This window comes from Dissulfurirhabdus thermomarina (assembly GCF_012979235.1).
GTDB lineage: Bacteria > Desulfobacterota > Dissulfuribacteria > Dissulfuribacterales > Dissulfurirhabdaceae > Dissulfurirhabdus > Dissulfurirhabdus thermomarina.
Genome location: NZ_JAATWC010000002.1, coordinates 148,732 through 174,066, shown reverse-complemented (window position 1 = coordinate 174,066; position 25,335 = coordinate 148,732). Strand labels below are relative to the sequence as shown.

21 protein-coding genes, 1 tRNA gene and 1 other RNA gene are annotated in these 25,335 nt (G+C 70.6%); 7 read left to right on the top strand and 16 right to left on the bottom strand.

The window, feature by feature from the left end; genetic code table 11:
• Positions 1–114 precede the first annotated feature (114 nt).
• The 6 genes from panB to HCU62_RS04145 all read right to left on the bottom strand — a co-directional run bounded on the left by panB (position 115) and on the right by HCU62_RS04145 (position 4,026).
• Positions 115–1,011 carry a 3-methyl-2-oxobutanoate hydroxymethyltransferase gene (gene panB, locus HCU62_RS04170; RefSeq protein ID WP_163298270.1) on the bottom strand — a complete coding sequence of 299 codons (897 nt, stop codon included), beginning with the start codon at positions 1,009–1,011 and terminating at the stop codon, positions 115–117.
• Between the two features lie 28 nt (positions 1,012–1,039).
• An RNA gene (gene rnpB, locus HCU62_RS04165) (RNase P RNA component class A) lies at positions 1,040–1,408 on the bottom strand.
• 57 nt (positions 1,409–1,465) lie between these two features.
• Entirely contained in the window at positions 1,466–2,185 is a 720-nt protein-coding gene (locus HCU62_RS12530; RefSeq protein WP_163298269.1) for a zinc ribbon domain-containing protein, read from the bottom strand.
• Between the two features lie 64 nt (positions 2,186–2,249).
• A complete protein-coding gene (locus HCU62_RS04155) occupies positions 2,250–3,068 on the bottom strand; it encodes a Nif3-like dinuclear metal center hexameric protein (protein WP_169755454.1) in 819 nt (272 codons plus the stop codon).
• A 178-nt stretch (positions 3,069–3,246) separates the two neighbouring features.
• Positions 3,247–3,320 (bottom strand) — tRNA-Ile (locus HCU62_RS04150).
• Between the two features lie 85 nt (positions 3,321–3,405).
• Positions 3,406–4,026, bottom strand: a complete 621-nt coding sequence (locus HCU62_RS04145; RefSeq protein WP_163299728.1) for a flavodoxin family protein — start codon at positions 4,024–4,026, stop codon at positions 3,406–3,408.
• Positions 4,027–4,185: 159 nt separating this feature from the next.
• Here HCU62_RS04145 and icd point away from each other — a divergent pair, with 159 nt between their 5' ends.
• A complete protein-coding gene (gene icd / locus HCU62_RS04140) occupies positions 4,186–5,409 on the top strand; it encodes an isocitrate dehydrogenase (NADP(+)) (protein ID WP_163299730.1) in 1,224 nt (407 codons plus the stop codon).
• Positions 5,370–6,122 (top strand): double zinc ribbon domain-containing protein, encoded by a 753-nt coding sequence (locus HCU62_RS04135; RefSeq protein ID WP_169755453.1) that lies wholly within the window; start codon positions 5,370–5,372, stop codon positions 6,120–6,122. Before icd ends, HCU62_RS04135 begins: the two co-directional genes overlap by 40 nt.
• Positions 6,123–6,169: 47 nt before the next feature.
• Here the strand turns inward: HCU62_RS04135 and HCU62_RS04130 are convergent, their stop codons facing one another.
• The 5 genes from HCU62_RS04130 to HCU62_RS04110 form a co-directional block, all read right to left on the bottom strand.
• On the bottom strand, positions 6,170–6,898 hold the full coding sequence (locus HCU62_RS04130; protein WP_163299363.1) for a sulfite exporter TauE/SafE family protein: 729 nt from the start codon (positions 6,896–6,898) through the stop codon (positions 6,170–6,172).
• Between the two features lie 3 nt (positions 6,899–6,901).
• Positions 6,902–7,564 (bottom strand): flavodoxin family protein, encoded by a 663-nt coding sequence (locus HCU62_RS04125; RefSeq protein WP_163299364.1) that lies wholly within the window; start codon positions 7,562–7,564, stop codon positions 6,902–6,904.
• Positions 7,565–7,596: 32 nt separating this feature from the next.
• Complete coding sequence (locus HCU62_RS04120) at positions 7,597–8,262, bottom strand: hypothetical protein (protein WP_163299365.1); 666 nt, start codon at positions 8,260–8,262, stop codon at positions 7,597–7,599.
• Between the two features lie 282 nt (positions 8,263–8,544).
• Positions 8,545–9,987, bottom strand: coding sequence for a flagellar assembly protein A (locus HCU62_RS04115; protein ID WP_163299366.1), 1,443 nt, complete (start codon positions 9,985–9,987; stop codon positions 8,545–8,547).
• A 13-nt stretch (positions 9,988–10,000) separates the two neighbouring features.
• Positions 10,001–10,414 carry a response regulator gene (locus HCU62_RS04110; RefSeq protein WP_163299367.1) on the bottom strand — a complete coding sequence of 138 codons (414 nt, stop codon included), beginning with the start codon at positions 10,412–10,414 and terminating at the stop codon, positions 10,001–10,003.
• Between the two features lie 212 nt (positions 10,415–10,626).
• Here HCU62_RS04110 and HCU62_RS04105 point away from each other — a divergent pair, with 212 nt between their 5' ends.
• The 3 genes from HCU62_RS04105 to HCU62_RS04095 all read left to right on the top strand — a co-directional run bounded on the left by HCU62_RS04105 (position 10,627) and on the right by HCU62_RS04095 (position 16,968).
• Positions 10,627–12,393: a methyl-accepting chemotaxis protein gene (locus HCU62_RS04105; protein WP_163299368.1), complete on the top strand. Its 1,767-nt coding sequence runs from the start codon at positions 10,627–10,629 to the stop codon at positions 12,391–12,393.
• A gap of 151 nt (positions 12,394–12,544) precedes the next feature.
• Positions 12,545–16,435, top strand: a complete 3,891-nt coding sequence (gene hrpA, locus HCU62_RS04100) for an ATP-dependent RNA helicase HrpA (RefSeq protein WP_169755452.1) — start codon at positions 12,545–12,547, stop codon at positions 16,433–16,435.
• Entirely contained in the window at positions 16,432–16,968 is a 537-nt protein-coding gene (locus tag HCU62_RS04095) for a KdsC family phosphatase (RefSeq protein WP_163298087.1), read from the top strand. The genes hrpA and HCU62_RS04095 overlap by 4 nt, the downstream gene beginning before the upstream one ends.
• A gap of 122 nt (positions 16,969–17,090) precedes the next feature.
• Here the strand turns inward: HCU62_RS04095 and HCU62_RS04090 are convergent, their stop codons facing one another.
• Positions 17,091–18,161 (bottom strand): glycosyltransferase family 4 protein, encoded by a 1,071-nt coding sequence (locus HCU62_RS04090; protein ID WP_163298086.1) that lies wholly within the window; start codon positions 18,159–18,161, stop codon positions 17,091–17,093.
• 61 nt (positions 18,162–18,222) lie between these two features.
• Here HCU62_RS04090 and fabF point away from each other — a divergent pair, with 61 nt between their 5' ends.
• Together fabF and HCU62_RS04080 are read left to right on the top strand one after the other, a co-directional pair.
• Positions 18,223–19,470 carry a beta-ketoacyl-ACP synthase II gene (gene fabF, locus HCU62_RS04085; protein ID WP_163298085.1) on the top strand — a complete coding sequence of 416 codons (1,248 nt, stop codon included), beginning with the start codon at positions 18,223–18,225 and terminating at the stop codon, positions 19,468–19,470.
• 6 nt (positions 19,471–19,476) lie between these two features.
• Entirely contained in the window at positions 19,477–20,556 is a 1,080-nt protein-coding gene (locus tag HCU62_RS04080; protein WP_163298084.1) for a sulfotransferase, read from the top strand.
• Here HCU62_RS04080 and HCU62_RS04075 read toward each other — a convergent pair.
• From HCU62_RS04075 to HCU62_RS04060, 4 genes are all read right to left on the bottom strand, one after another.
• A complete protein-coding gene (locus HCU62_RS04075; RefSeq protein ID WP_163298083.1) occupies positions 20,553–22,676 on the bottom strand; it encodes a TonB-dependent receptor plug domain-containing protein in 2,124 nt (707 codons plus the stop codon). The two genes, HCU62_RS04080 and HCU62_RS04075, sit on opposite strands and share 4 nt — an antisense overlap.
• 169 nt (positions 22,677–22,845) lie before the next feature.
• Positions 22,846–23,238 carry a 6-pyruvoyl trahydropterin synthase family protein gene (locus tag HCU62_RS04070; RefSeq protein ID WP_169755451.1) on the bottom strand — a complete coding sequence of 131 codons (393 nt, stop codon included), beginning with the start codon at positions 23,236–23,238 and terminating at the stop codon, positions 22,846–22,848.
• A 70-nt stretch (positions 23,239–23,308) separates the two neighbouring features.
• The gene (locus HCU62_RS12820) at positions 23,309–24,340 is read right to left on the bottom strand and encodes a zinc-binding dehydrogenase (RefSeq protein WP_163298081.1); all 1,032 of its coding nucleotides are present in this window, start codon (positions 24,338–24,340) and stop codon (positions 23,309–23,311) included.
• Positions 24,337–25,164: a RibD family protein gene (locus HCU62_RS04060; protein ID WP_163298080.1), complete on the bottom strand. Its 828-nt coding sequence runs from the start codon at positions 25,162–25,164 to the stop codon at positions 24,337–24,339. The genes HCU62_RS12820 and HCU62_RS04060 overlap by 4 nt, the downstream gene beginning before the upstream one ends.
• Between the last annotated feature and the right edge of the window lie 171 nt (positions 25,165–25,335).

Below are 25,335 nucleotides of genomic sequence, written 5' to 3'. Positions count from 1 at the left end.
GCAAGGCACGAGGATGTCGAGGAATGCGGCGTAGAAGTACGCCGCAGGCCGCGCATTTTTGCGACGCCATCACCACGGGTGGGGGGAAGGCGCCGGCGGGTGGCGGGGCCGGCCTCAGCCCGCCTCCAGCTCCGCCCGGAGGTCGGCGAGCCAGGGCGGCTCGCCCGTGAAGCTGTGGGCCTCGTCGGGGAACCGCCCCTCCCGGACGTCGGCCACGTACTCGCCAACGGCCGCGCGGACGGTTGGGGCGAGCTCTGCGTACCGCTTGACGAAGGACGGCCGGAAGCGGTCGAAGAGACCCACCACGTCGTTCACCACGAGGACCTGCCCGTCACAGCCGGGCCCGGCGCCGATGCCGATGGTGGGAATGCGGAGGCGCTCCGTGACGAGCCGCGCCAGGGCCGCCGGCACGCACTCGAGCACCAGGGCGAAGGCGCCGGCCGCCTCGAGGTCGGCCGCGTCGGCCACGAGGCGGCGGGCCGATGCCAAGTCGCGGCCGCGCACCCGGAAACCGCCCGTGGCCGCCGCCGTCTGCGGGGTGAGCCCCAGGTGCCCCATGACCGGGATCCCCGCCGCGGTCATGAACCGGACGGTCTCCACCACCGCCCCCCCGCCCTCGACCTTGACGGCCCCGCACCCGGCTTCCTTCAGGAAGCGGCCGGCGTTGCGCACGGCTTCTTCCCGGGAGACCTGGTAAGAGAGGAAGGGCATGTCGCCCACCACCAGGGCGCGCCGTACGCCCCGCCGGACGGCCTTGGCATGGTGGAGCATCTCGTCCATGGTGACGGGCGTGGTGGCGTCGTAGCCGAGGACCACCATCCCCAGGGAATCCCCCACCAGCACCACGTCCACCCCGGCCTCGTCCACGAGGCGGGCCATGCCCCAGTCGTAGGCCGTGAGCATGGTGATGCGCCGGCCCTCGTCCTTCATCTGCTGGAGATCGGGGACGGTGACACGGGCCGGCGCCTCGCCGGCGGGGTCCTGGGGGCGGGAGTGAGGGGTCGCTTCCATGGAATCCGGACCTGTGGGCAGGAAAAGACCGATGGAGACGGCTGTAAGCCGGGTTCTGTCCCCCCGGCCGGGCCGGGGTGGTGATCATTCATCTGGGGATGCCGGTTGCCCGGCACCTCTGGCGATCTACCCGGAAGCCTCGGGCGGGCCACCCTCGAACGCTTCCCTACGTGATCTTGCTCCGGGTGGGGTTTGCCGAGCCCGCGGTGTCGCCACCGCGGCTGGTGAGCTCTTACCTCACCGTTTCACCCTTACCCCGCCGGCGGCGGGGCGGTCTGCTTTCTGTGGCACTTTCCCTGGGGTCGCCCCCGGTCCGAGTTACGGACCACCCTGCCCTGCGGAGCCCGGACTTTCCTCCCGGCGGGAACCCCCGCCGGGCGATCACCCGCCGTCTCCACCGGCGTCTTCACGATAGGCCCTCCGGGCCGACTTGGCAAGGCCCGGGGCGGGCACGTCAGCCCTCGCCCGATTCCGTCTCCGCGTAGATGATCCGCTGGCAGGTCGGGCAGGTGAGAACCCGCTCGTCCCGGAGGAGATCGTTGTAGAGCTGGGGCGGGATGTTCATGTTGCAGCCCGCGCACACGGCCCGGACCACGGCGGCCACCGCCACCCCCGCCCGCTTGTCCTTGAGAAAGTCGTAGCGGCGGAGCAGCTGCGGCGGCACCTTCTCCGCCACGGCCCGGCGCTCCTTGCCGAGCTTGGCGATCTCCTTGTCGAGCTTCGCCGCCGCGGTCTCGAGGGCCTTGGTCTCGGTCTCGAGCTCGGCCCGGATCCCGGCGGCCTCCTGTTCCTTTTCCGCCAGGCCCTCCTTGAGCATCCCGAGCTCGGTCTCGTGGTTCAGGATCTCCTCCTCCCGGGCCTTGTTGGCCTTCTTGAGCTCCTCGATCTCCTTGAGGAGGGCCTGGTACTCCCGGTTGGTCTTCACCTCCATGAGCCGGGCCTGGGACCGGGAGAGCCGCTCGGTCTCGGACTTGAGCTCCAGCCGGACGTCCCGGTTCCGGTGCTCCAGCTCCTCCACCCTGGATTTGAGGGCGGCGATCTCGGCCTCCAGCCCGGCCGCCTTCTCCTCGAGGGCCAGCATCCGCTCCGGTCGCTCCGCCTTCCTCTGTTCCAGCTCGCGGATGTGGAGGTCGATGTCCTGCAACTGTACCAGCGTCTGCAATTCTTCTCTCAATGTCCACTCCTTGCCGTGGTATTCGACCGCCCGGCCCCGGAAGCAATCCCGGGGCCCCGGCGGGTCAACGTGCCGACGTCCAGAGCCGGAACGGATCCGGCTCGTCCTCGAAGGCCTCCACCACCACCTCCCAGCCGAGAGCCCCGGCCCTCCGGCGCAGGAAGTCGCGGACCACCCGGACCACCGGGCGCTCCGTGCGAAAGTGGCCGGCATCCACCAGGGCGACGCCGGCCGCCTCCGCCTCCCGGGCCACGCTGTGCTTGATCTCCCCGGTCACGAAGAGATCGGCGCCGGCGGCCAGGACCTCGGGCCACAGGGAGGAACCGGCCCCCCCGCACAGGGCCGCGATCCGGACCAGGCGCCCCTCCTCCCCCACCACCCGAAGCCACGGGGCGTCCAGGGCCCCCGCGAGTCGTCCCAGGACGTCTCCGAGGGTCTCGGCCTCGGGCAGCCGGCCGATCCGCCCCAGGCCGGACCCCGGCGGCCCGGATGCCGCGGGGACCAGGGGCCGGACCTCGGTGAGCCCGAGGGCACAGGCCAGCTGGTCGCTCACGCCACCGGGGACGGCATCGAGGTTGGTGTGGAGGGCGACGAGGCAGATCCCGGCCCGCAAAAAACCCGCCACCAGGCTGGGGACGGGTCGGGAGAGGTCTACGGAGGCCAGGGGCTCGAACAGGAGGGGGTGGTGGGTGACGACGAGGTCCGCCCCCCGGCGGTCCGCCGCCTCCAGGGCCCCGGCCGCGGGGTCGAGGGCCACGAGGACCTTGCCGACCTCCCGGCCCGGATCCCCCACCTGGAGCCCGACGTTGTCCCAGGACTCCGCCAGCCCGGCCGGCGCCCAGGACTCGAGTTCCGCCAGGACGGCGGCCGCGGTGGGTCTCACGGCCGGCCTTCCCGGCCGAGGGGCAGCCGGGCGCCCCCCCCGCCTGCAAGCGGCCGCCCGGGGATCGGGCAGGGGACAAAAAAGGTGCAACCGTCCGTACGTTGCACCCGTTTCCGCCCAGCGTGCGCGGCCATGTCGAAAAGCCGTTCTTTCATCCGGCGCCCATGGTGGCGATTTTTGGGCCCACCAGGACTCGAACCTGGGACCTTCCGGTTATGAGCCGGTGGCTCTCACCAGCTGAGCTATGGGCCCTGCAAAATCCAGTTACTATAGTGAAAACGCGGGGCTTGTCAAGGAAGACGGCGCCACCGCCGGCCGCCGGGGCACGGCCGGGGCCTCAGCGAGCGGCCACCAGGGGGAGCACGAAGTCGAGCCCCGCGGGATCGTCCCCCGCGCCGAGCCGGGCGCCCACGGCCCGGGCCTCGTCGAGGGCCGCCGGATGGCGGCGGATCTCGCCCCGCTTCTCGATGCCGCGGTAGAGAAGGGCCCCGGTGGGGTCGGCGTCCACCGCGTCGAAGAAGTAACGCACCACCAACCGGGCGCCCTCGAAGAGCCGCGCCCCGCGGGTGGCCCCCACGGAGAGGAAGAAGCCCCGCCGGCGCTTGCCCCCGAGGGGACCCCGGCCGAGGACGTGCTTCCCCACCCAGCAGGCCTGGGAGCGTTCCACCACGGCCTGGGTGAAGGCGGTGATGTTGTAGAAGAACATGGGGGAGGCCAGGACCACGGCGTCGGCGGCGGCCAGGGCGTCGTAGAGGGGCGTCATGTCGTCGTCGAGGACGCAGACGCCGGTGGCGTCGCACCCGCCGCACTCGATGCACGGGCTGATCTTCTTGTCCGCGAGGCGGACCCGCTCCACGGCGGCCCCCGCACCCGCGGCCCCCTCGAGGAGGGCGTCGAGCAGGATCTCGGTGTTGCCCCCCCGCCTCGGCGAACCGGCCAGTCCCAGCACGTGCGTCATGGCACAACCTCCTTTCTCCCATGTTACCTGGACCGCGAGGGGACTCCAAGCCGGACGGGATTGACGCCCACCCAGTTTTTCGCTAGGGTCCTCGTCCGTGCAGCCGGCGGGAACGCCCCCGCGGGCGCCCGGCCCATACGGACCACAGGAGGCAGCCACATGGCCCAGACACCCGGAAAGATCACCATCCAGGCGGACGGCACCCTGTCCGTCCCCGACTGCCCCGTCATCCCCTTCATCGAGGGCGACGGCATCGGCCCCGACATCTGGCGTGCCACGCGGAAGGTCCTGGACGCCGCCGTGGCGGCCGCCTACGGGGACCGCCGCCGGATCGAGTGGAAGGAGATCCTCGCCGGCGAGAAGGCCGCGGCGGCCACGGGCCAGTGGCTGCCCCCCGAGACCCTGGAGGCCGTCCGGGAATACGTGGTGGCCATCAAGGGCCCCCTCACCACCCCGGTGGGCGGCGGGATCCGGAGCCTGAACGTGACCCTCCGCCAGGAGCTGGACCTCTACGCCTGCGTCCGCCCGGTCCGCTACTTCAACGGGGTCCCGAGCCCGGTGAAACACCCCGAGCGGGTGGACATGGTGATCTTCCGGGAGAACACCGAGGACGTCTACGCCGGCATCGAGTGGGAGGAAGGCACCCCGGAGGCCCGCAAGGTCATCGACTTCCTCTCCCGGGAGATGGGGGCCGGTCTCCGGCCGGACTCCGGCATCGGCATCAAGCCCATCAGCCGGACCGGCACCCGGCGCCTCGTCCGGAAGGCCATCCGCTACGCCCTGGACAACGGCCGCCGGAGCGTCACCCTGGTCCACAAGGGCAACATCATGAAGTACACCGAGGGGGCCTTCCGGACCTGGGGCTACGAGCTGGCCCGCGACGAGTTCCCGGACGAGACCCTCACCGAGACCGAGCTCTGGGACGCCCACGGCGGGCGGGCGCCGGCCGGCAAGGTGGTGGTCAAGGACCGGATCGCCGACGCCATGTTCCAGCAGGTGCTGCTCCGCCCCGACGAGTACGACGTCCTGGCGCTCCCCAACCTGAACGGCGACTACATGTCCGACGCCCTGGCCGCCCAGGTCGGGGGGCTCGGCATGGCCCCGGGGGCCAACATCGGCGACGGGTTCGCCGTCTTCGAGGCCACCCACGGAACGGCGCCGAAGTACGCCGGGCAGGACAAGGTGAACCCGGGCTCCCTCATCCTCTCCGGGGCCCTGATGCTGGAATACCTCGGCTGGACCGAGGCCCGGGACCGGATCCACGCGGGCCTCGAGCGGGCCATCGCCGGCAAGCGGGTCACCTACGACCTGGCCCGCCAGATCGAGGGGGCGGTCGAGGTCCGGTGCTCGGAATTCGCCGACGCCATCGTGGCCGCGCTCTGATCCGCCGGGGCGCGGCCCTCCTCCGCGACCTGGTCTTCCCGCCCCGGTGCGCGGCCTGCGACCGGCCGCTCGCCCCGGGCGGCGCGGACCGCCTCTGCGGGGCCTGCCGCTCGGAGGTCCGCGCCGTCACCCCGCCCTGCTGCACCGCCTGCGGGGAACCCTTCCACGGCCCGCCGGGCACCGGCCACCTCTGCGGCCGGTGCCTCCGACAGCCCCCGCCCTTCGCCGCAGCCCGGGCCTCCTTCCGGTACGAGGGCCCGGTCCGGGTGCTCCTCCAGCGCTTCAAGTACCGGGACGACGGCCACGCCTTCCGCGCCCTCTGCGAGCTGGCCCGGGCCGCCCCGGCGCCGGATCTCCCCCCGCCGGACCTCCTCGTTCCCGTGCCGCTCCACCCGGCACGGCTCCGGGAACGGGGCTTCAACCAGGCCCTGCGCCTTTCCCGGCGGCTCTTCCCCGGCGTCCCTGCCGCGCCGGGCCTCCTCCGCCGGGTGCGCCCCACCCCGCCCCAGGCCCGCCTCCCCCTCGACGAGCGGCGCCGGAACGTCCGCGGGGCCTTCGCCGCCGCCGGCCCGCCCCCGGGCGACGGGCGGATCCTCCTCGTGGACGACGTCATGACCACCGGGGCCACCCTCGCCGAGTGCGCCCGGGTGCTCCGCCGGGCCGGGGCGGGGGAGGTCTACGCCTATGCCGCCGCCCGGGCGGTCCGCGGCTGACGCCCCGCCCCCCGGCAGGAGATCAAGGTGGAGCGGGCCGGCCCCGTTCACCCGCCCCTGGCGCTCCAGAGGGAGAGGAGGCCGAGGCCGACCAGGGCCAGGTGGAGGAGATCCCGGTACCCCTCGGTGGTGACACGGCGATAGAGGAACGCCCCGAGGGCGAGCCCCGCCAGGAGCGCGGGGAGCGTCGAGAGGTAGAAGGCGGTGACCCGGGCGTCGATCAGCCCGGCCCAGGCATGGCCGGCGACCACCCCGGCGGAGAGGACGAGGAAGAAGGCCTGGAGCGTGGCCTTCACGGTGTCCTTCGGCCAGGGCTGGCGGCCCGCCCAGAGGATCACCGGCGGGCCCGAGGTGTTGAACGCCCCCCCGAGGCACCCGGCGGCAAAGCCCAGGAGCGCGGCCGGCCAGGGCCGGTCCCCCGCGCCCGGCGTCGGGCGGCGGCGCAGCCGCCAGGCCCCGTAGGCCACGAGCACCACCCCGAGAACGGCCTTCAGCCACGCCACGGGCCATTCCCGCAGGATCCCCACCCCCACCGGCACGCCGGCCAGGGCCCCGGCGAGGACGGGCGGCAGGTGCCGCCAGGCCACCCGGCCCCGGAGCTGCCAGAGGAGGACGAGGTTCAGGGTGAGCCCCATGAGGGCCACCGCCGGGCTCACGGTCCGGAGATCCAGGTAGAGGGCCAGGAGCGGCATGGCGAAGAGGGCCGAGCCGAACCCCGCCAGCCCGTGCACGAAGGCGGCGCCCCCCACCACGAGCCAGGCCGCCCAGGGCGCCACGGCTCAGCCCCCGGGCGGGCGGTCCGCCATCCAGCGGACGAACCGCCGCCCCTTCTCCGCGGCGTCCCGGACCTGGTCCTCCGAGTGGCCGTAGTGGGCGTAGCGCCGCGCCAGGAACCCCACCCGTTTCACGTTCCAGCCCGCGATGGTGAGGAGCACCCCGAGCGTCCGCCAGGGCTCGGCCACCGGGTGGGTGTAGACCCAGGGCGCCAACGGCCGCCCGCCGCACCGGCGGATCCGCCCGTAGAGCCCCCACCAGTGCGCCCGCCAGTAGCCCCGGCACGAGATGACGGGCAGGACGGTCCGCCCGCCGAGCACCGCCGCGCCGTCCCGGTCGAGGAAGGCCAGCACCGGGCCGCTGGGATTGAAGGACCACGTGGGGCCGGCGAGCACCACGAGGTCGAAGCGCCCGGACCGCGCCTCCGGGGCCAGAGGGCGGATGGGCGTCCGGGCCCGGAAGAAGGTCCGGAGCATCATCCAGAACGTCCGCCGGAGCGAAGGCAGGGGAAACGGGATGGGGCGCTCGGGCCGGAGCCGCGCCTCCACCACATCGGCCCCCGCCGCCCGCATGCCGTCGGCCATGGCCCGGATGAGCCGCCGGGTCTGGCCGCTCAGGGAAAAGAAGAGGAGGAGGATCCTCGGGGCTGTCGCGGGGCGGTCCGCCACGGCGGCAGAAGTAGTCCCCCGCCGGCGGGAACTCAGAGCCCGAGCTCCCGCTGGAGGGTCTCGACGCCCAGCTTCTCGACGATCTTGTCCACCCGCCCCTTCTTCTCCGTCTCCCGGGCGAAGAGATCCGCGAGCCGGAGCAGGACGGCGGCCGCGGCCTCGGCGTCGGGCACCCGCCCGATGTCCACCCCGGGTCGCGGCCGGTAACCGCCGTGGCCGCCCAGCATCACCTTGAACCCGCTGCGCAGGCCCACGAACCCGAGGTCCATGACGTTGGCCCACGAGCAGCAGGCGGGACAGCCGGCGATGCCCACCTTCATCTTGGGCGGGATGGGATGCCGGGCCGCCCGCTCGTAGAGAAGCCGCGCCGCCGGGAGGGTCTCCTGGAGGGCGAGGGGGCAGTAGGGCTTCCCGACGCAGACCCGGGCCTGGGAGATGTCCCGGGCCTTGCGGACCACGGCGCCGGCGGCCTCGAGGGCCTCCATGGCGGCGGGCCCGGACCGGTCGTCGAGCCCCAGGACCATGAGCTTCTGGGCGGTGGTGAGGTGCAGCAGGGCCCCGTGCCGGCGGGCCACGGCGGCCGCGGCCTCGAGCACCTCCGGGGACACGAGGCCGCCGGCGAACTCGAGGCTGAGCGCCAGGGAACCGTCCTTCTGGACCACCAGGCCGGGGGCGGGAGACGTCCGTTCCGAGGTCATGCGCGAGAATCCCTCCTCGACAAGAATCAAAAGATGCTTCGCAAGAGGCCGCTCCGCGTGGATGGCTCAGCAAAAAGCGCCGAATGCACGCGCGGGGATGCCCAGGGACGGGGCGTACCCGGGTACGCCGCCGGGACGAACATCCGAAGCCACGCCGCCAAGCGTCCCGCTCGGCGCATTCGGGCGGCGCCGCCGAGGAACGTCGGCACCGGCATGGCGCCGTCCGCGACGGCATACGGCCCTAATGTACAAGGATGGAAACGGGATGCAAGGGGAGCCGGGTCACCCGTCCAGGGGCCTGACTTCGCCGCCCGCAGAGAGGGCCACGCGGGCGGCGTCGTCCAGGAAGAACTCGCAGGGCCCGGAGCGGTGCACCTTGTTCACGTCCCAGGCGTTGTAGATGCCCACCTGGATGTTGGGGAAGACCTCCCTCCGGATCACCACGCGGGCCTTCCGGCACCGGGAGAAGTGCTGGTTCAGGGTATCCATCCGGGCCTCTGCCTCCCGGATGGCCTGCTGGACCATGGCCTCGATCCGCTCGGCCTTCTCGAGGGCCCCGGCGCCGCCGTTCCGCTCCCGGAGTTCCCGGATCTTGCGCTTGACCTTCATGAGGCGGAGCTTCCAACCGTCGAGCTCGTCCTTCAGGTGCTCCTTGGTCTCCTCGGCCTTGGGATCGTAGCCCACGTGGACCAGGGTGGGCACGGCGGCCGCCGACCCGATGACCTGGGCCTCCACGCCGCGCAGGGCCAGGGAACTCCCGCCCACGATGGCGCCCTTGCCCTCGACGACCACGAGGCGCCCCCGACAGAAACAGTCCACCTGGAGGAGGTGATCCCTCACGTAGAGGTCCTGCCCGGCGTCCAGCCGGGCGTTCTCGGCGAACCCCACCCGGATGTCACCCCCGGCCCGCACCTCGGCCTTCTCCCCGATGACCCCGCCGTCCACATGGACGTCTCCCACGGCCTCCACCGTGCCGTCGTTCACGAGGCCCTTCACGTGCACGTCGCCCCGGCACTGGACGCGGAAACCGGGCAGGACGTCGCCGCCGATCTCCAGGCGCCGCCCCACGAACATGAGGTTCCCCGTGGCGTAGTCCACGTCGCCGGGTACCGTGAAGACGTCCGCCACCGACAGCACGGACCCGTTCCAGGCCAGGTGCCCGTCGCGCGCGGCCCGGACCCGGACCCCCTCCTCGTCCTCCTCGGCCGCGACCCCGTCCCCCAGCCGGACCTTGGCGGGCCGGCCGGCGCGGGCGGGGATGGGCTCCCCGAAGACGTTCTTCCCCGCGTAGCCGGGGCTCGGCTTCCTGAGGACCGCCACCGGCTGATCCTGGAGGACGTTGCGGATCAGGTCGGAAGGCTCCCGCCAGTCGGTCCGCTCCGCCGGGCCGTTCGCCGCGGTGCCGGGGGGCGCGGGATCCTCGGCCAGGATCTCGAGCCTGCCGTCCGCCCCGTCGAGAGGTGGCACACCCTCGGCGAGGATCCAGCCGTCGCCCCGCCGCCGGGGCGTGGAGAAGAGCTCGGCGTCGAGCCCCAGGCCGGAAAGCGTGGTGAAGATATCGCCGATGTCCGGCAGGTCGGCATGCTCCCATCCCTGCTCCGGGACGAGGTGGAGCGCCATGCCCCGGTCCCGGACCACCAGGCGGAACCTCCCGTCAAAGGCGGAAATCCCCTCCGTCTCCAGCTGGACCCGAAGGGCCCTGGGATCGTCGGCGTGGTCCCTCATCGCGGGTATCCCGTCAATCCGTCTCCATCTCGTCGTCGAGCTCCTGCAGCATCCGGTCGCAGAGGATGCGGTCCACCGTCTCCTTGAGCTCGGCCACCGCCACGGGCTTGGTGAGAAACTTCTCCACCCCCAGGGCGTGGACCAGGTCGCGGTCGCCGGGGTCGTCGCGCCCGGTGAGCACCAGGATGGGGGTCCGCCGGTACCGCGGGATCTCCCGGAGGGCCCGGCAGACCTCGTAGCCGTTCATCCGGGGCATGACGAGGTCCACCACGAAGAGATCGTACACCCGCTCCCCGGCCAGGCGAAGCCCCTCCCGTCCGTCCCGGGCGGTGTCCACCCGCCGCCCGGGGCCGGAGAGGGCCTGCCGGAGCATGAAGGTCACGTCTTCCGCGTCGTCCATCACCAAGATGCCGAGTTCCTGTGCCATGGCCCCCCCTCGCCTCGATGGGCGGTGTCGGTCGGACCCGGACCCGGGCCCTCTCCCTACGTTTCGGCACGCCGGCCGGCCTCCATGAGCCCCCCGCCGCGGGCCTAAAGGCCGCGACGATCTTCGCCGATAGGAAAAAGGAAACTCCGGGTCTCCAGCTTCGGCCCCGCCCGGCGTCACCGCCACCGTCACCGCGAAAGGGGGATCGGGAGATGCACCTCTTCGGCAAGATCAACACCCACAGCATGGCCTTCCGGCTGCTCGTCCCCATCTTCGTCTTCTTCGTGGGCGGCACCCTGGCCTGCCTCGCCCTCCACTTCTACATCGTCGGGAAGGGCAACTGGGCCAGTGTCCACATCCAGGCCAGCGCCCTGCTCGACAGCGTGAAGGCGGCCCTGCAGTATCCCATGGCCCAAGGAGACGAGGACGGCATCGACGCCGCCCTTCGCAGCCTGGCCGATGTGGCCGACGTCTGGATGGTGAACGAGGCCGGCGTGGTCACCTATGCCACCCACCCGGCGGACAAGGGGCGGAACGTCTGGCGGATGCCGGACTTCGCTGAATGGCGGGAAGGGGCGGAGACCCTGCGCTCCACGGGCGGGGACATGGCGGTCCGGCTGGTGGACCTGGGCGATGGCAAGGGGATGATCCTCGGCCTCCACCGGCTCGACAACGGCTCCGCCTGCCACCAGTGCCACGAAAAGTCCAAGCCCATCCTCGGCGCCCTGGTGATCCGGAGCGACCTCTCGGCGGTCCTCGGCGTCCAGCACCGGGGGGCCGTCCTCATGCTGGCCCTGGTGCTCGGGGCCTTAGCCCTCGCCCTGCCCCTCCTCTGGCTCGTGATCCGGCACGAGGCCCTCGTCCCCCTCCACCGCCTCGTGGACAACATGCGGGGGCTGTCCACCGGCGAAGCCGATCTCACCCGGGACCTCGACGTCCCCGCGGTGAACTGCTCCGAGAAGCTGGGCTGCGGCCAACGGGAGTGCCCCGTCTACGGCCGGGAGGGCCACTGCTGGTACGAGGCGGGCAGCTTCGCCCCCGAGATCCACTGCCCACGCATCAAGTCCGGCAAGCTCGCCAGTTGCGAGCACTGCGAGATCTTCCGCCGCGCCGTGGGGAACGAGCTCACCGCCACCGCCGCCTTCGTCAACGCCTTCATGCACCGCATCGCCCACATCATCCGCCAGATCCGGGGCGAGGGAGACCAGGTGAAGGCCGAGGCCGGGGCGCTCCTTTCGACCTCGGAGCAGATGGCCTCCATGGCCACCGAGGCCCAGGCCCAGGCCGCGGAGGTCCACCGCGTGGCCGAGAGCACCAGCGAGCACGTCACCGGGGTGGCCGCCGCCATGGAGGAGATGACCGCCACCGTGGCCGAGATCGCCAAGCACACCGGGGAGGCCCGGGACGTGGCCCAGGAGGCGAACGCCCAGGCCACCGGCGCCCAGAAAGTCATCGCGAGTCTCGCCGAGTCTTCCACCAAGATCGGCGAGGTGAGCCAGCTCATCGGCTCCATCGCCGAGCAGACCAACCTCCTCGCCCTGAACGCCACCATCGAGGCCGCCCGGGCCGGCGAGGCCGGCAAGGGCTTCGCCGTGGTGGCCGACGAGGTGAAGGAACTCGCCAAGCAGACCAGCAACTCGGTGACGGAGATCGACGAGATCGTCCAGGGCCTCCAGCAGGAGGCCCGGGAGGCCACCGAGGCCGTCTCCCGCATCGTCTCGGTGATGGAGCGGGTGCTGGAGCTCAGCAACAGCATCGCCGCGGCCGTGGAGGAGCAGACCGCCACCACCAGCGAGGTGAGTTCCAGCGCCCAGCAGGTGAGCGAAGAGGTCCAGGAGATGGCCCAGGTGAGCGAGGGCATCACCGAGGCCAGCACCCGGAACGCCGAGGGCGCCGAGGCGGTCCGCGCCGCCGCCTCCAAGCTGGAGACGCTCTCCGCACAGCTCCAGGATCTCCTCGCCGTCTTCAAGACCGACTGACCCGGCGCGCCGCACGGCCGCGCCCCCGCCCCCGGGCCGCCCTCCGGCGCCCGGGGGCGTTCTCTTCACCGCCCGGGACCCGGTATGGTAAAGTGACACGCGGAACCGCGCCCCGATCGCCGCGCCGGCCGGTGCCCGTGGAGCAGAAGAGATGGCCCGCTCTCACCCCCGATCCTCCCCCCGCCCCGCCGCGCGCCTCGTCCCGCACCGGCCGCCGGTGAGCGACGTGGAGATGCTCATCCGGGAGGCCGAACTCGCCTGTCCGCCGGGCCTCCCCATCGCCGCCGCCCGGGAGGAACTCGTGGCCGCCGTCCGCCGCCACCCGGTGGTCGTCGTCACCGGCGAGACCGGCTCCGGCAAGACCACCCAGCTGCCCAAGATCTGCCTCGCCGCCGGGCGGGGCAGAAGCGGCTCCATCGCCTGCACTCAGCCCCGGCGCGTGGCGGCCGTGACGGTGGCGGAACGGGTCGCCGAGGAGCTGGGGCCGCCGGGCGGGCGGCTCGTGGGTTACCGCATCCGGTTCCGCGACCGGACGGGCCCGGAAACCCGCATCCGGTTCGTCACCGACGGCCTCCTCCTGGCCGAGGCCCAGCGCGATCTCCTGCTCCGCCGCTACGACACCGTCATCGTGGACGAGGTGCACGAGCGGACCCTGAACATCGATCTCCTCCTCGGCCTCCTGAAGACGATCCTCCCCCGCCGGCCGGACCTCCGCGTCCTGGTGACCTCGGCCACCCTGGACCTCGACGCCATCCGGGCCGCCTTCCCCGAGGCGCCCCACGTGGCGGTCACCGGCCGGGGCCACCCGGTGGAGGTCCGCTACCGTCCCCCGGACGAGGCCGCGGACGGCGAGGCCCCGGGGCTCGTGGAACAGGTCTGCGCGGCGGTGCGGGAGGTCCGGCGGGAGGACCGCCGCGGCGACATCCTGGTCTTCCTCCCCACCGAGCGGGACATCCTGGAGGCCGTGGCCGCCCTCCGCGACGAAACCGGGGAGGAGGCCCTCGTCCTCCCCATGTTCGGCCGCCTCTCCGGGGCCGACCAGCGCCGGATCTTCCGCCCCGCCCCGGTACAGAAGATCGTCTGCGCCACCAACGTGGCCGAGACCTCCATCACCGTCCCGGGCATCCGGACCGTCATCGACTCGGGCCTCGCCCGCATCCCCCGCTACAACGTCCGATCCGGCACCACCACCCTCCCGGTGGCGCCCGTCTCCCGGGCCAGCGCCGACCAGCGGGCGGGCCGCGCGGGGCGCGTCCAGGCCGGCCGCTGCGTGCGCCTCTACCCGGAGGCCGACTACGAGGCCCGGCCCGCCCACACCCCGCCGGAGATCCTCCGTTCCAACCTGGCGGAGGTGATCCTGCGCCTGGCCGCCCTGGGCTTCCGCGACCCGTCGGCCTTCCCCTTCGTGACGCCGCCCTCGCCCCGGGCCCTCCGGGAGGGGGTCCGGACCCTCCGGGAGCTCGGCGCCTTGACCGCGGACGGGCGCCTCACCCGCACGGGACGGCTCATGGCGCGGCTCCCCCTGGACCCGCGCCTGGCCCGGATGATCCTCCAGGCCCGGCAAGAGGGAGCGCTCCGCGAGATCCTCGTCATCGCGGCGGCCCTCAGCGTGCAGGACCCCCGGGAGCGGCCCGCCGAAAAGGCGGTCCAGGCGGACCAGGCCCACGCCGCCTTCCGGGATCCGGCCTCCGACTTCGTCTTCTGGCTGCGGCTCTGGGATGCCTGGCAGCGCGAGAAGGCGGCCGGGAGCGGCGGGCGCCTCCGGCGGTTCTGCCGCGACCGCTTCCTCTCCTGGAACCGGATGCGGGAGTGGGACGACATCCACGACCAGCTCCGGTCCATCCTCGCCGAGGCCGGCGGGTTCCGCCCCAACCGGGAGCCGGCGGATCCCGCCGCGGTGCACCGGTCGATCCTCGCGGGTTTCCTCGGCCACGTGGCCGTGCACAAGGAAAAGGGACGCTATCTCGGCGCCCGCGGCCGGGAACTCCTTCTCTTCCCCGGTTCCGCCCTCTACAAGCGGCGGCCCCGGTGGATCGTGGCGGCGGAGATCGTGAAGACCTCCCAGGTCTTCGCCCGCACCGCGGCCGCCGTGGAGCCCGAGTGGATCGAGGCGGTGGCCGGGGACCAGGTGACCCGCTCCTACGCCGAGCCCCGGTGGGACAAGCGGCGGGGGGAGGTGACGGCCCTCGAGCGGGTCTCCCTCTACGGGCTCCCCCTGGTCCAGGGCCGCCGGGTGCGCCTCTCCCCGGTGAACCCGGACGAGGCCCGGGAAATCTTCATCCGGGAGGGCCTCGTCCCCGGCGAGGTCTCCCGTCCCCCCGCCTTCCTTCGCCACAACGCGGCGCTCGTGGAGGAGATCCGGGATCTGGAGCAGCGGACGCGCCGGACGGACCTCCTGGTGGACGAGGAGGTCCTGGCCGGCTTCTACCGAGAGGCCCTCGACGCCCTGGAGGCGACGCCGGCGGTGCGGCGGGCCCTCGGGCCCGCCGGGCGGATCTGCGACGCCGCCACCCTGAGGGGGGCGATCAAGGCCGCGGGATCCGACCGGTTCCTGCGGCTCACGGCCGACCAGGTCCGGCGGGCCCTCCCCTCCCCGTTCGAGTTGGCACGTTACCCGGGGCACATCGAGGTGGCCGGCCGGCGCGTCCCCCTCCGCTACCGCTTCGCTCCCGGCGACCCGGAGGACGGGGTCACCGCCGAGATCCCGCCGGAGCTCGTCCCGGTCCTCCGGCCGGCCCACTTCGACCGCCTGGTGCCGGGCCTCCTCCCGGACAAGGTGGAGGAGGTCCTCCGCGCCCTTCCGAAGGCCCTCCGCCGGCCCCTGGTCCCCCTCCCCGCCGCGGCCGAGGCCCTGGCCGGCGACATCTCCGCCGACCGGGAAGGGGACTTCGCCGGCGCCCTGGCCCGGGCCGTCCGCCGCCGGTTCGGCCTGGTGCTGGACCCGTCGGCGCTCGCCGCCGCCGAGGCGGGCCTCGCGCCCCACCTCCGGATGCGCCTCGAGGTCCGCGACCCCCGGGGGCGGGTCCTCGCCGCGGCCCGGGATCCCGCCGGGCTCCGGGCCCGGCTCTCCAGCGCCCTCGCCCGAACCGCGGAGTCGCACCCGGCCTGGCCCGCCGCCAGGGCGCGGTGGGAACGCGGCCGCGTCAGCCTGGACGACCTCCCGGAGGTCCCGCCCGCCGTCCCGGTGGACCCGGACGACCCCGGCGCCCCGGCGGCCTACCCGGGCCTGTCCGCCGAGGACGGCGGTGTGGCCCTCCGGCTCTTCCCATCCCCGGACGCCGCCGAGGCCGCCACCCGGGCGGCCCTCCCGCGGCTCTTCGAGGCCAGGTTCGCCCGGGACTTCAAGGATCTGGCCCGGCTCGCACGCCCCGGGAAGGACCGCCTCGAGGCCGTGGCCCCCTTCGGCGGCCCGGAGATCGTGGCCGAGCGGACCCTGGCCCTCCTGAAGGCAGAGCTCCTGCCCCTCCCCGGGGGGCCGGGGCTCCCGGCCCCGGAAGAACTCCGAAGGGCGGCCGCCGCGCTGGAGGGCCGGCTCTTCGCCCGGGCCCGCCCCATCCTGGAGGCGGTGGAACGGGTCTTCTCGGAACGCCTCGCCGTCCACCGGGAACTCCGGCGCCTCTCCGGCGCCGCGGCCGGCCGGCCGGGAGGCGAGCCGGCGTGGATGGGCCGGGTCCGGGCCGAGCTCCATCGGATCGTCCCGCCAGAGTTCCCCTCGGGGGTGCCGGCGGACCGCCTGCCGCACCTCCCCCGCTACCTCCGGGCCCTGGCCGTCCGGGCACGCCGCGCCCATGCCGACCCGGCCAAGGACGCGGCCAAGGAGGCGCGGCTCGCCCCCTTCGAGGCCCGGCGGCGCGCGGCCGGCCCCGCCGCCGAGGCGCGCCTGGCGGCCTACGACTTCCTCCTCGAGGAATACCGGGTCTCCCTCTTCGCCCCGGAGCTCAAGACTGCCGTCCCCGTCTCGCCGAAGCGCCTCGAGGCCGCATGGGCCGAGACGGGGCTCGACGCGGCCGCCTCCGCCGGGGGCCGGGGAGGCCGGCCGTGAAGACCGAGGACCGGCTCCGCCGCCTGGCCGCCCCCGTCCGCTGGGTGCTCCTCGACGTGGACGGGGTGGTCACGGACGGCGGCCTCGCCTACGACCCGGAGGGCCGGGAATACAAGCGGTTCTCCGCGCGGGACGGCCTCGGCCTCCGGCTGCTCGCCCGGGGGGGGATCCGGGCCGCCTTCCTCACGGGCCGCGCCACCCCCTCGGGGGTCCTCGCCCGGGCCCTGGAGCTCGAGGCCCCGGAGATCCACGCCGACGCCAAGGCCAAGCTCCCCGCCTACGAGGCCTTCAAGGCCCGCCACGGGCTCTCCGATCCGGAAGTCCTCTACATGGGGGACGACTACGTGGACCTCCCCGTCCTCCGCCGGGCGGGGTTCCCGGTCACCGTGCCCGGCGCCCCGGCCGCCGTCCGGCGGGCCTGCGCCCTGGTCACCCGGGCGCCCGGCGGGCACGGCGCCGTCCGGGAGGCGGCGGAGCGCCTCCTCGATCTCAAGGGGTTGCTGGACAAAGCGCTCGAACGCTATTATGATTAATATAATGTATTCGTACGTGTTGGCGTCTCAGGGGATTCTTGCAAAACCCGCCGCGCAGACGGCATGAAAGGCCTGTTCGTACCGGTCCGCACAGGGACCCGCCCGGTGCCGGGCCGGAGGGGTCAGCCCCGGTGCCGGTGGACCAGTTCCTCCAGGAAACGGACGGCCGGGGCGAGGCCCTCGGCCCATGTGGGGTGCGCCAGGGCCCTGGCCCGGGCCGCGCAACCCATGCGGGCGAGCCGGGAACGGTCGCCGGCGAGGGCCGCGAGGTGAGCGGCCAGCCCCGGCGCGTCCCCCGGGGCCACGAGGAACCCGCTGACCCCGTGGGCGACGAGATCCCCGGCGCCGCCCTCGGCCGTGGCGAGGGGGGGAAGCCCGAAGGTCATCCCCTCCAGGTAGGCGATGCCGAAGGACTCGTAGCGGGAGGGAACGGCCAGGACGTGGTCCCGCCGGAGGAGCGCCGCCAGGGCGGCACCGGTGCGCCGCCCGTGGAGACGAACCCGGCCCGCCAGGCCCCGCCGGCGGATCTCACTGGAAAGGCGCCGGGCATAGGCGGGGGCGGCCTCCGGGCTGCCGATCACGTCGAGGGTCCAGCTCTCCGGCGCGAGGCGCCCGAGGGCCCGGATCAGGACGTGCAGCCCCTTGTGGGGGGTGAGGTTGGCGAGGAAGAGCACGCGGAGCGGCCCCGGGCGGCCGGCCCGGGCGGCGATCTCCCGGGGATCCGGGATGTCCGGGCCGAGGTGGTCCCGGCCGGGAGGCGCCGTGACGTGCGGGGGCGGCGGCCGAAGCAGCGCCGCCAGGTCCGCGGCCGCGGCACGGGTGCTGCAGACGACGCCGTCCACCCGGCGAAGGTAGGCCGCCTCGAGGCGCCGGGCCAGGGGAGCCGCCGGGCCCCGGCGTTCCCGGGCCCCGAGGTTGTGGAACACCGCCGCCACCGGGCCCCGGAACGCCCGCCGCAGGCGCCGGTGGGCCCGCAGGAAGGCGACGTGGCACAACTCGTCCTGGAGGACGGCGTCCGGGGACAGCCCCCGGACCGCCTCCACCCACCGGGCCGAAAGGCCGCCGGCGCCCCGGACCGACACCGGGACGACCCGGTGACCGGCGGCCTCGAGGGCATCGGCCAGGCGGCGGTCGTAGAGGGCGCCGCCCGAGACCGCCCCCGGAGGATCGCAGGTCAGCAGGACGAACCGCATGGACTCACCCCGGCCCCGCGGCCGGGCACATCAGGATGCGAGGAGGTCATCGACTGGCGCCATGGGCAGGGACTCTGAACGACGGGTGGTCGTCACGGGCCTCGGGGCGGTGACCCCGCTCGGCATCGGCGTCGAGGAGAACTGGGACAACCTGGTGCACGGCCGCTCCGGCATCGGCCCCATCACCAAGTTCGACGCCAGCGAGCTCCCCTGCAGGATTGCGGGCGAAGTCAAAAACTTCGACCCCGCCGAGTGGATACCCGGGAAGAACGTCTCCAAGATGGACCCGTTCTCCCATTATGCCATGGCCTCCGCCGCCATGGCCATCGCCGACAGCGGCCTCGACCTGGACCGGGAGGACCCATACCGGGTCGGGGTGATCATCGGTTCGGGAATCGGTGGACTCTTGTCCCTCTTCGAAAACTACGACCTATACAAGGAACGCGGACACAAATGCATTTCTCCTTTCTTGATCCCGCGCGTCAGCATTAACATGGCCGCCGCCAACGTGGCCATCATCTATGGACTCAAAGGCCTCACCCTCGGAGTTGCTAACGGTTGTTCGACAGGGGCGAATGCCATTGCCAACGCCTACGATGCAATCAAGAGTGGCGCATTGGATGTGGCCATTGCCGGGGCCAGCGAAAGCACCATCTGCGCCATGGGCATCGGGTGCTTCATCTCCATGAAGGCCGTTTCACTTCGAAACGATAATCCCCAAAAGGCCTGTCGCCCTTTCGACAAAAACCGAAGCGGTATCGTCATGTCTGAGGGAGCCGCCATCTTGGCTCTGGAAGACTTGGAACACGCCAAGAACCGCAATGCCCCCATCTACGCAGAACTACTCGGCTACGGGACCTCTTGCGACGCCTACCATATTACGGCTCCGCCGGCCGACGGGAGAGGGGCAGCACAATGCATGCAAAACGCCCTTCGGAATGCTGGGATCCAGGTTGAAGAGGTCGACTACATCAACGCACACGCTACGGGGACCAAACGAGGTGATGTCGCAGAAACCCTCGCCATCAAAAGAGTCTTCGGAGATCATGCATACAAGCTCAAAATCAGTGCATCGAAGTCCATGACAGGGCATGCAATAGGCGGCGCAAGTGCTATGGAGGCCATGTTCACGGCCTTGGCGGTCAAAAACGATGTAATCCCGCCCACCATCAACCTTGACGAGCCTGACGAGGAATGCGATCTTGATTACGTACCTCATGAAGCGAGATCGGCAGCAGTAAAAGTCGCCATGTCCAATTCTTTTGGATTTGGCGGGACAAATATCTCTTTAGTTTTTGGGAAATACTAGTCAACGATGTATAATTTTCCATATACCATAAAAAAAATTTACGAAACTCTAGGAATTAGAAGCCAATTTGCAGGACTTGCTTTCTCTCGACTTTTTTTGTGTTCTCTTCTCACAACAGCGCGCGTCATTGACGATCTCGTTCCCGGCAGCAAGTGCCACCAATTGGATCGCCCAATTTTTCTCATCGGCCACCTTCGAAGTGGAACGACTTTTTTGCATCGTTTCCTCGTTCAGAACTGCCCAGAAATTCGCGGCGCCCATCTCTGGGAAATAGCTGCTCCATATAAATCCACCAAAATCCTTCTAAAACCACTCCTACCAATCTTGCGAGGGAAAACATTCGATCGTATCTATGATCCGGATATCCATCGGACAGGCCCCATGCTGCCCGAGGCCGATGACATCGCACTTTCCTTGAGATTCTTTAGCGGGCTCCTCTCATGGATATACTTCGCCGCATGGGGTCATTACCCGACAACGGCCCACCTGGAAAACAGCATTGCCCGTTTCACGCAAGACCCTCGTTTTTTGCCGTATTTGGAACGTCTCCACGCCGTGAATACGCATGGCACCGGGCAAAGAGCAATTTCCAAATCCTTCACGCTCCTGTTTCAAATTGATCTCATCAGGAAACACTTCCATGATCCCAAGATCATCCTGTTGGTTCGTGATCCTCTGGATGCCGTCCCATCAATGCTTTCTCTAGAGTGCCGGGTCCAGAGCAAATTAATGAACTTTGAAAAAAATGATCCGAAGATGAAGCAACAATATATAAAGAATATTTACAATATGTCAATTTTATACTATAAAGAACTAAACAAAAAAATAAGAACGCCTGGGAACGAATTACTTGTGATTAATTATAATTATTTAAAAAAAAGATTTATAAAAACTATAGAACAATTACTAGATTTCTGCCAGATTCATCCTGGAAAAAATTTCCAGAAAATATTGAAGGACCAATCATCAAAACAAAATAACTACACTTCGCATCACAGATATTCACCAGAAGACTTTGGCCTCTCCAAAAATAAAATCCAGAAAGACTTCGCATTCATATATGAAGTCCTAGATGAAGCCACCTAAAAAGTATACTCCACGGTGGCCAAAATAGCCCGTCCATTACGAGGATAATCTCTCGAGATGGTTGCCACAGGGGCCGGATCCTTGTAGTCTTGATCCAAGAGGTTCGAGGCTTTCACCCAAAAGTCCAACCGCTTGATCCCAACATTTCGAAACAGCAGAGAGAGATCCACCGTAGCAAACCCAGGGAGCTCATCCCTCGGGTCCCCCTTCTCTCGATACCGCTTGCCGCAAAAGTAGAGACGACCGTTCACGAATACGTTGTCCAGCACCTTCCAATCCAGCATGATGTTCCCGCGATGGGCAGGAACGTAGGGGATCCGTCCGCCTCTTTCCTCGTCCCGGGTATACTGGTAGGCGTAGTTGCCGGAAACCGTGACACCGAGCATCACTCTCTTGGCCGCAGACAGCTCGAATCCTTGGACCTCGGCGGCACCCTTGTTGACATACTGGGCCGCCGTCGTAAGAGAAGGTTTGGGACCCTGGATGATAAGATCTTTGTACCGGCTGTAGAACAGAGTGGCCTCCACGTGCGCGCCCCAAAGTGGGCCAATCACCCCCAGCTCCGTAGTGCGCACCTTCTCAGGATCCAGGTTAGGATTTCCGATAAAGACAGGATTGTTGGTATTGAACTGCTCGATGAAACTTGGCGCTCGGAATGCCTCCCCATAAAGGGCCTTCACTTGCCAGTTCTCCATGAGCTTCCAAACCATCCCCACCCGTGGGTTGGTGGTGCTTCCGAAGTTCTTGTAATGGTCGTGCCGGACCCCGGCCACCAGGTCGAGCGCCTTCATGATCTGCCATTCCTCCTGGAGGAAGATGGCCCAGTCATAATCCCAGTGGTCGGAACGGCTGGCCCAGTTTGAAAAAGAGGACACGTCCTGAAATCCACCAGGCAGCGGAGTAATTATGGAATTTCTCGGGTCATAGTTGGCATACTGTTCGATGTCGAACTGGTGCTGGCGCCGATAGGTGGCGCCGACGGAAAGGGTATGCCCCTGGAACGGGTGAAAATCAACCTGTCCCTCTAAACCAAAGGTCTCGAATTTGCCCTTGACCTCCGCTCGGACACCATTGCCGAATTGGGGAAGACCCAGGTAACCCGGCGGCCCTCCCACCCACAGGTTGTCCATCTCTTGGTGATCGAGGTAGGCCTTGACAATATAGTGGGGCCCGAGAAGAGGGATGTTCTCCCATGACAGCTCAGTAAAAAGACTCTTACTCAGGCGCCTGGAATCAGGCTCCAAGACGTCGGTGATACCGATGTACGGGCCCTGGTGCTTTTGAAGGTACCGAGTCCGCCAGGTGAGCTCCTTGTACTGGAGCCAGAGGTCGGCATCCTGCTGATCCAGGCGGTCATCCGTGTGGCCCGGGGCCAGGGAGTAGCCGGCCACCGCCGGGTTGAGGCTCAGGATGTCCGCCGGGACGGTCTGGTCCTGCCCGTTGGTATGGAAGTGATGGGCATAGGCCGTGACCGCCCAGTTCCGGTCGGCGTCCCCGGCGTAACAGCTCCCGCCGCCGGTGTCTTCCGTTCCCCCGTAGGCGGTGACGAACCGCTGGGGCTCCATGAGGTGTTTCGCCGGGGCCACGTCCCCCAACGGGACGAAGTGCTTGGTGATGACGTTGATGACGCCGGCAAAGGCATTTTCCCCGTAGAGGGCCGAGCCCGGCCCCCGGATGAACTCGATCCGCTCCACGTTGTCCACGGGCATCCGGTTGAAGGTCCAGGCAGCGCCCCCGTGCCATCCATCGTTCACCCGGTGGCCGTCCACCATGAGGAGGATCTTTTCCCCATGATAGCTTTTGATGCCTCTGACCTCGAAAACCCGGTTGCCGATATTGGTAATGCTCACCCCGAACCCCGGGACCCGTTCCACCACGTCGGCCAGGGTGCGGGCCCCCATGCGCTGGATCTCGTCGGCGGTAACCACGGTGGCCATGGCGGGGGCGTCCTCCACGCGCTTGAGGGTCCGGGTGGCGGTGATGATGAGGTCCTCCGGCCGGTAGAACATGAGGAGATCCTCGAGCCCCGACTCTTCGGCCCCCACCGTGGGCGCACACCACACCACCGCCAAGCCGACCATCAGCAAGAGCCGCCACGTCCACCTGGTTGCCAGGGCCATCACAGCCTCCCCGTCAATCTCTCGTCCCGGGGCCGGGATGTGTCTTCCGGTCCCTCATCATCGGGTCCCGCCCCATCCGAATCCGAACGGCGCCGCAAGCGGCGCGGCCGTCCCTTAGTGCATTATCGTACAAGCGGCGGATTTTCTTCAACCCCGACCCTCGCCCCGGTCATCCGTCCGACCCCGCCCCGCCCAGGGCGTGCTCCGCCCACGCCCGGTCGCTCTCCCAGACCCTGGCCCGTACCCGCCACCCCGGGCCGCCGGGGAGGCAGGCGGCCACCCGCCGGCACACGGCCCGTGCCAGGCGTTCCATGGTAGGATTCCGCCCCCCGAACTCCGGAAGCTCGTTCAGCAAGGCCCCCTCGTACCGGCGGAGGAGGTCGTCGAGGGCGGCCTCCACCACCGTCACGTCCACCAGGAACCCGTGGGCGTCGAGCTCCGGACCGGACACCCGGACCTCCAGCCGGTAGGCGTGGGCATGCGGCCGGTTCTCGCCGCCCCAGTCCCCGCCGGAGAGATGGTGCCGGGCCCGGAACTCCCGGATGACGCAGACCGTGTACATCTCCGCCGTCCTCCGTTCAGCCGTCGGGGTGATGGCCCGGTGCCGCCGCCGGGTGACGCCCGCCGCGCCGTCAGCCCTGGTGGACCAGGGCCACCTGGAGGGCCTCCCCGGTGCCCCCCCTGAGAAACTCGTAGGCCTCGGGGGCCGCCTCCAGGGGAAATCGGTGGGTGAGGTACCGACCGGGTTGGAGGCGGCGGATCCACTCCCACGTCGTACCGGTACGTCGGTTGCGGCTCCAGCGCCCGGTGGCCTCCGGCGCCAGGGTGCTCACCTGGCTGCTCACGAGACGCAGCCGGCGCCGGTGGAAGGCGCTTCCCAGGTCCAGCGAGACCCGCCGGGTGCCGTACCAGGACCCCACCACCACCGTGCCCGAGAAGCCGGCGACGCCCACCGCGGCGTCCAGGGCCTCCGGCACCCCCGAGGTCTCGAGGACGAGGTCGGCGCCCGCGGTCCGCCCCCCGGCGCCGAGCCGCTCCAAGAGCGCCCCGCCGGGCCGGGCCTCCGGCGGCGGGAACACGGCGTGGGCCCCGGCCTCGCGGGCGATCTTGCGCCGGAGGGGCGCCGGGTCGATCCCGGCGAGCACCTCCAGCGGAAAGCGGGCCAAAAGTGCCGTCGCCAGCAGCCCCACCACGCCGAGGCCGAAGACCACCACCCGGGCGCCGAGGAAGGGCCGCCCGTCGAGCACCAGGGTGACGGCCGTCTCCATGGCCGCAAAGAAGAGGGCGTCCTCGCCGGCCAGGTCCTCCGGCACCGGCCGGAGGTCCGCGGCCGGCAGGCAGAAAAGGTCCTGGTGGGGATGGAAGGCGAAGACGGTCCGGCCGACGAGATCCGGGGCCGTGCCGGGGCCGGCGGCCTCCACCTCGCCCACGCACCCGTAGCCGTACTTGAGCGGAAAAGACAACGCCCCCGCCAGGGCCCCGATGTGCTCGTCGGCGGCGAGCGCCGCCGGCGCCGCCCCGGAGAGGACCAGGAGCTCGGTCCCCCGGCTCACGGCCGAGAGCCGGGTCCGTACCCGGACCTCGCCCGGGCCCGGCTCGCGGACCGGCTCATCGCGAACCTCCACCCGCCAGGGCCCGGTGAACCAGACCGCCCGGGCTCTCACGCCGCCTCGCACTCGAGGTCGCCGCACACCACCATGTCTTCTCCCACCCGCTCGTACCGGACGTTTCGAAGCCGCGGCAGGCAGGCGGGGTCGGGGGGGCAGAACCGGTCCACCGCCTTGAGCCCGCCCACCAGGACCGGCGCCACCGTGACCACCACCCGGTCCACCAGCCGGCCGCAGAGGAAGGCGGTGATGACCCGGGCGCCCCCCTCCACCATGAGCCGCCGGACGCCCAGCTCCGCCAGCCGGGCCAGCGCCGCCGGCAGGTCCACGCCGCCCGGGCCGCGCCGCACCCGGACCACCCGGGCCCCCAGGGCCTCGAGACGCCGGGCGCGGCCCGGGTCGGCGCCGGCCCCCGCCACGATCCAGGGCCGCGGCCCGGCGTTGGCCAGCATCCGGGCCCCTTCCGGGAACCGGAGCCCCGTGTCGAGCACCACGGGCCGGGGATCGGGCCCCTCGGCCAGCCGGACGTTCAGCCGGGGGTCGTCGGCGAGCACCGTGCCGATGCCCACCAGGATGGCGTCGTGCCGGGCCCGGAGGCCGTGGGTGAGGGCGAGGGACGGCCGGCCGCTGAGGGCCAGGGGCCGCCCGGGCTCCGCGGCGATGCAGCCGTCGAGGCTCTGCGCGTAGCTCAGGGTGACGCGGGGCCGGCCGGCCGCGGGCGGGGGCGGCGGGTCGAAGAGCGCCGCGATGCGCCGGGCCCCTTCCCCGCCGCCTGCGCGGCCGTCACCGGCGGCCCGGGACAGCCGCGCGAGGACCCGCCGGACCGAAAGACGCCTCCCCTCCCGCCGATCCGTGTGCCCTGGCCCGAAGATCTCCACCATCGGCCCTCCATCGCCCTCCCGCCCGCAGGCGATCTTTCCATACCCGGCGGGGCCCGTCAACGGAAGGCACCGCCCCGGGATGCCGGGCCCGCCCCTCCCCGGCCGGCCGCGCTGGAAGTCGCTCACGGACACCGGCCGGAATGCCGATCCGAGAAACGACGGCCGGCCGTC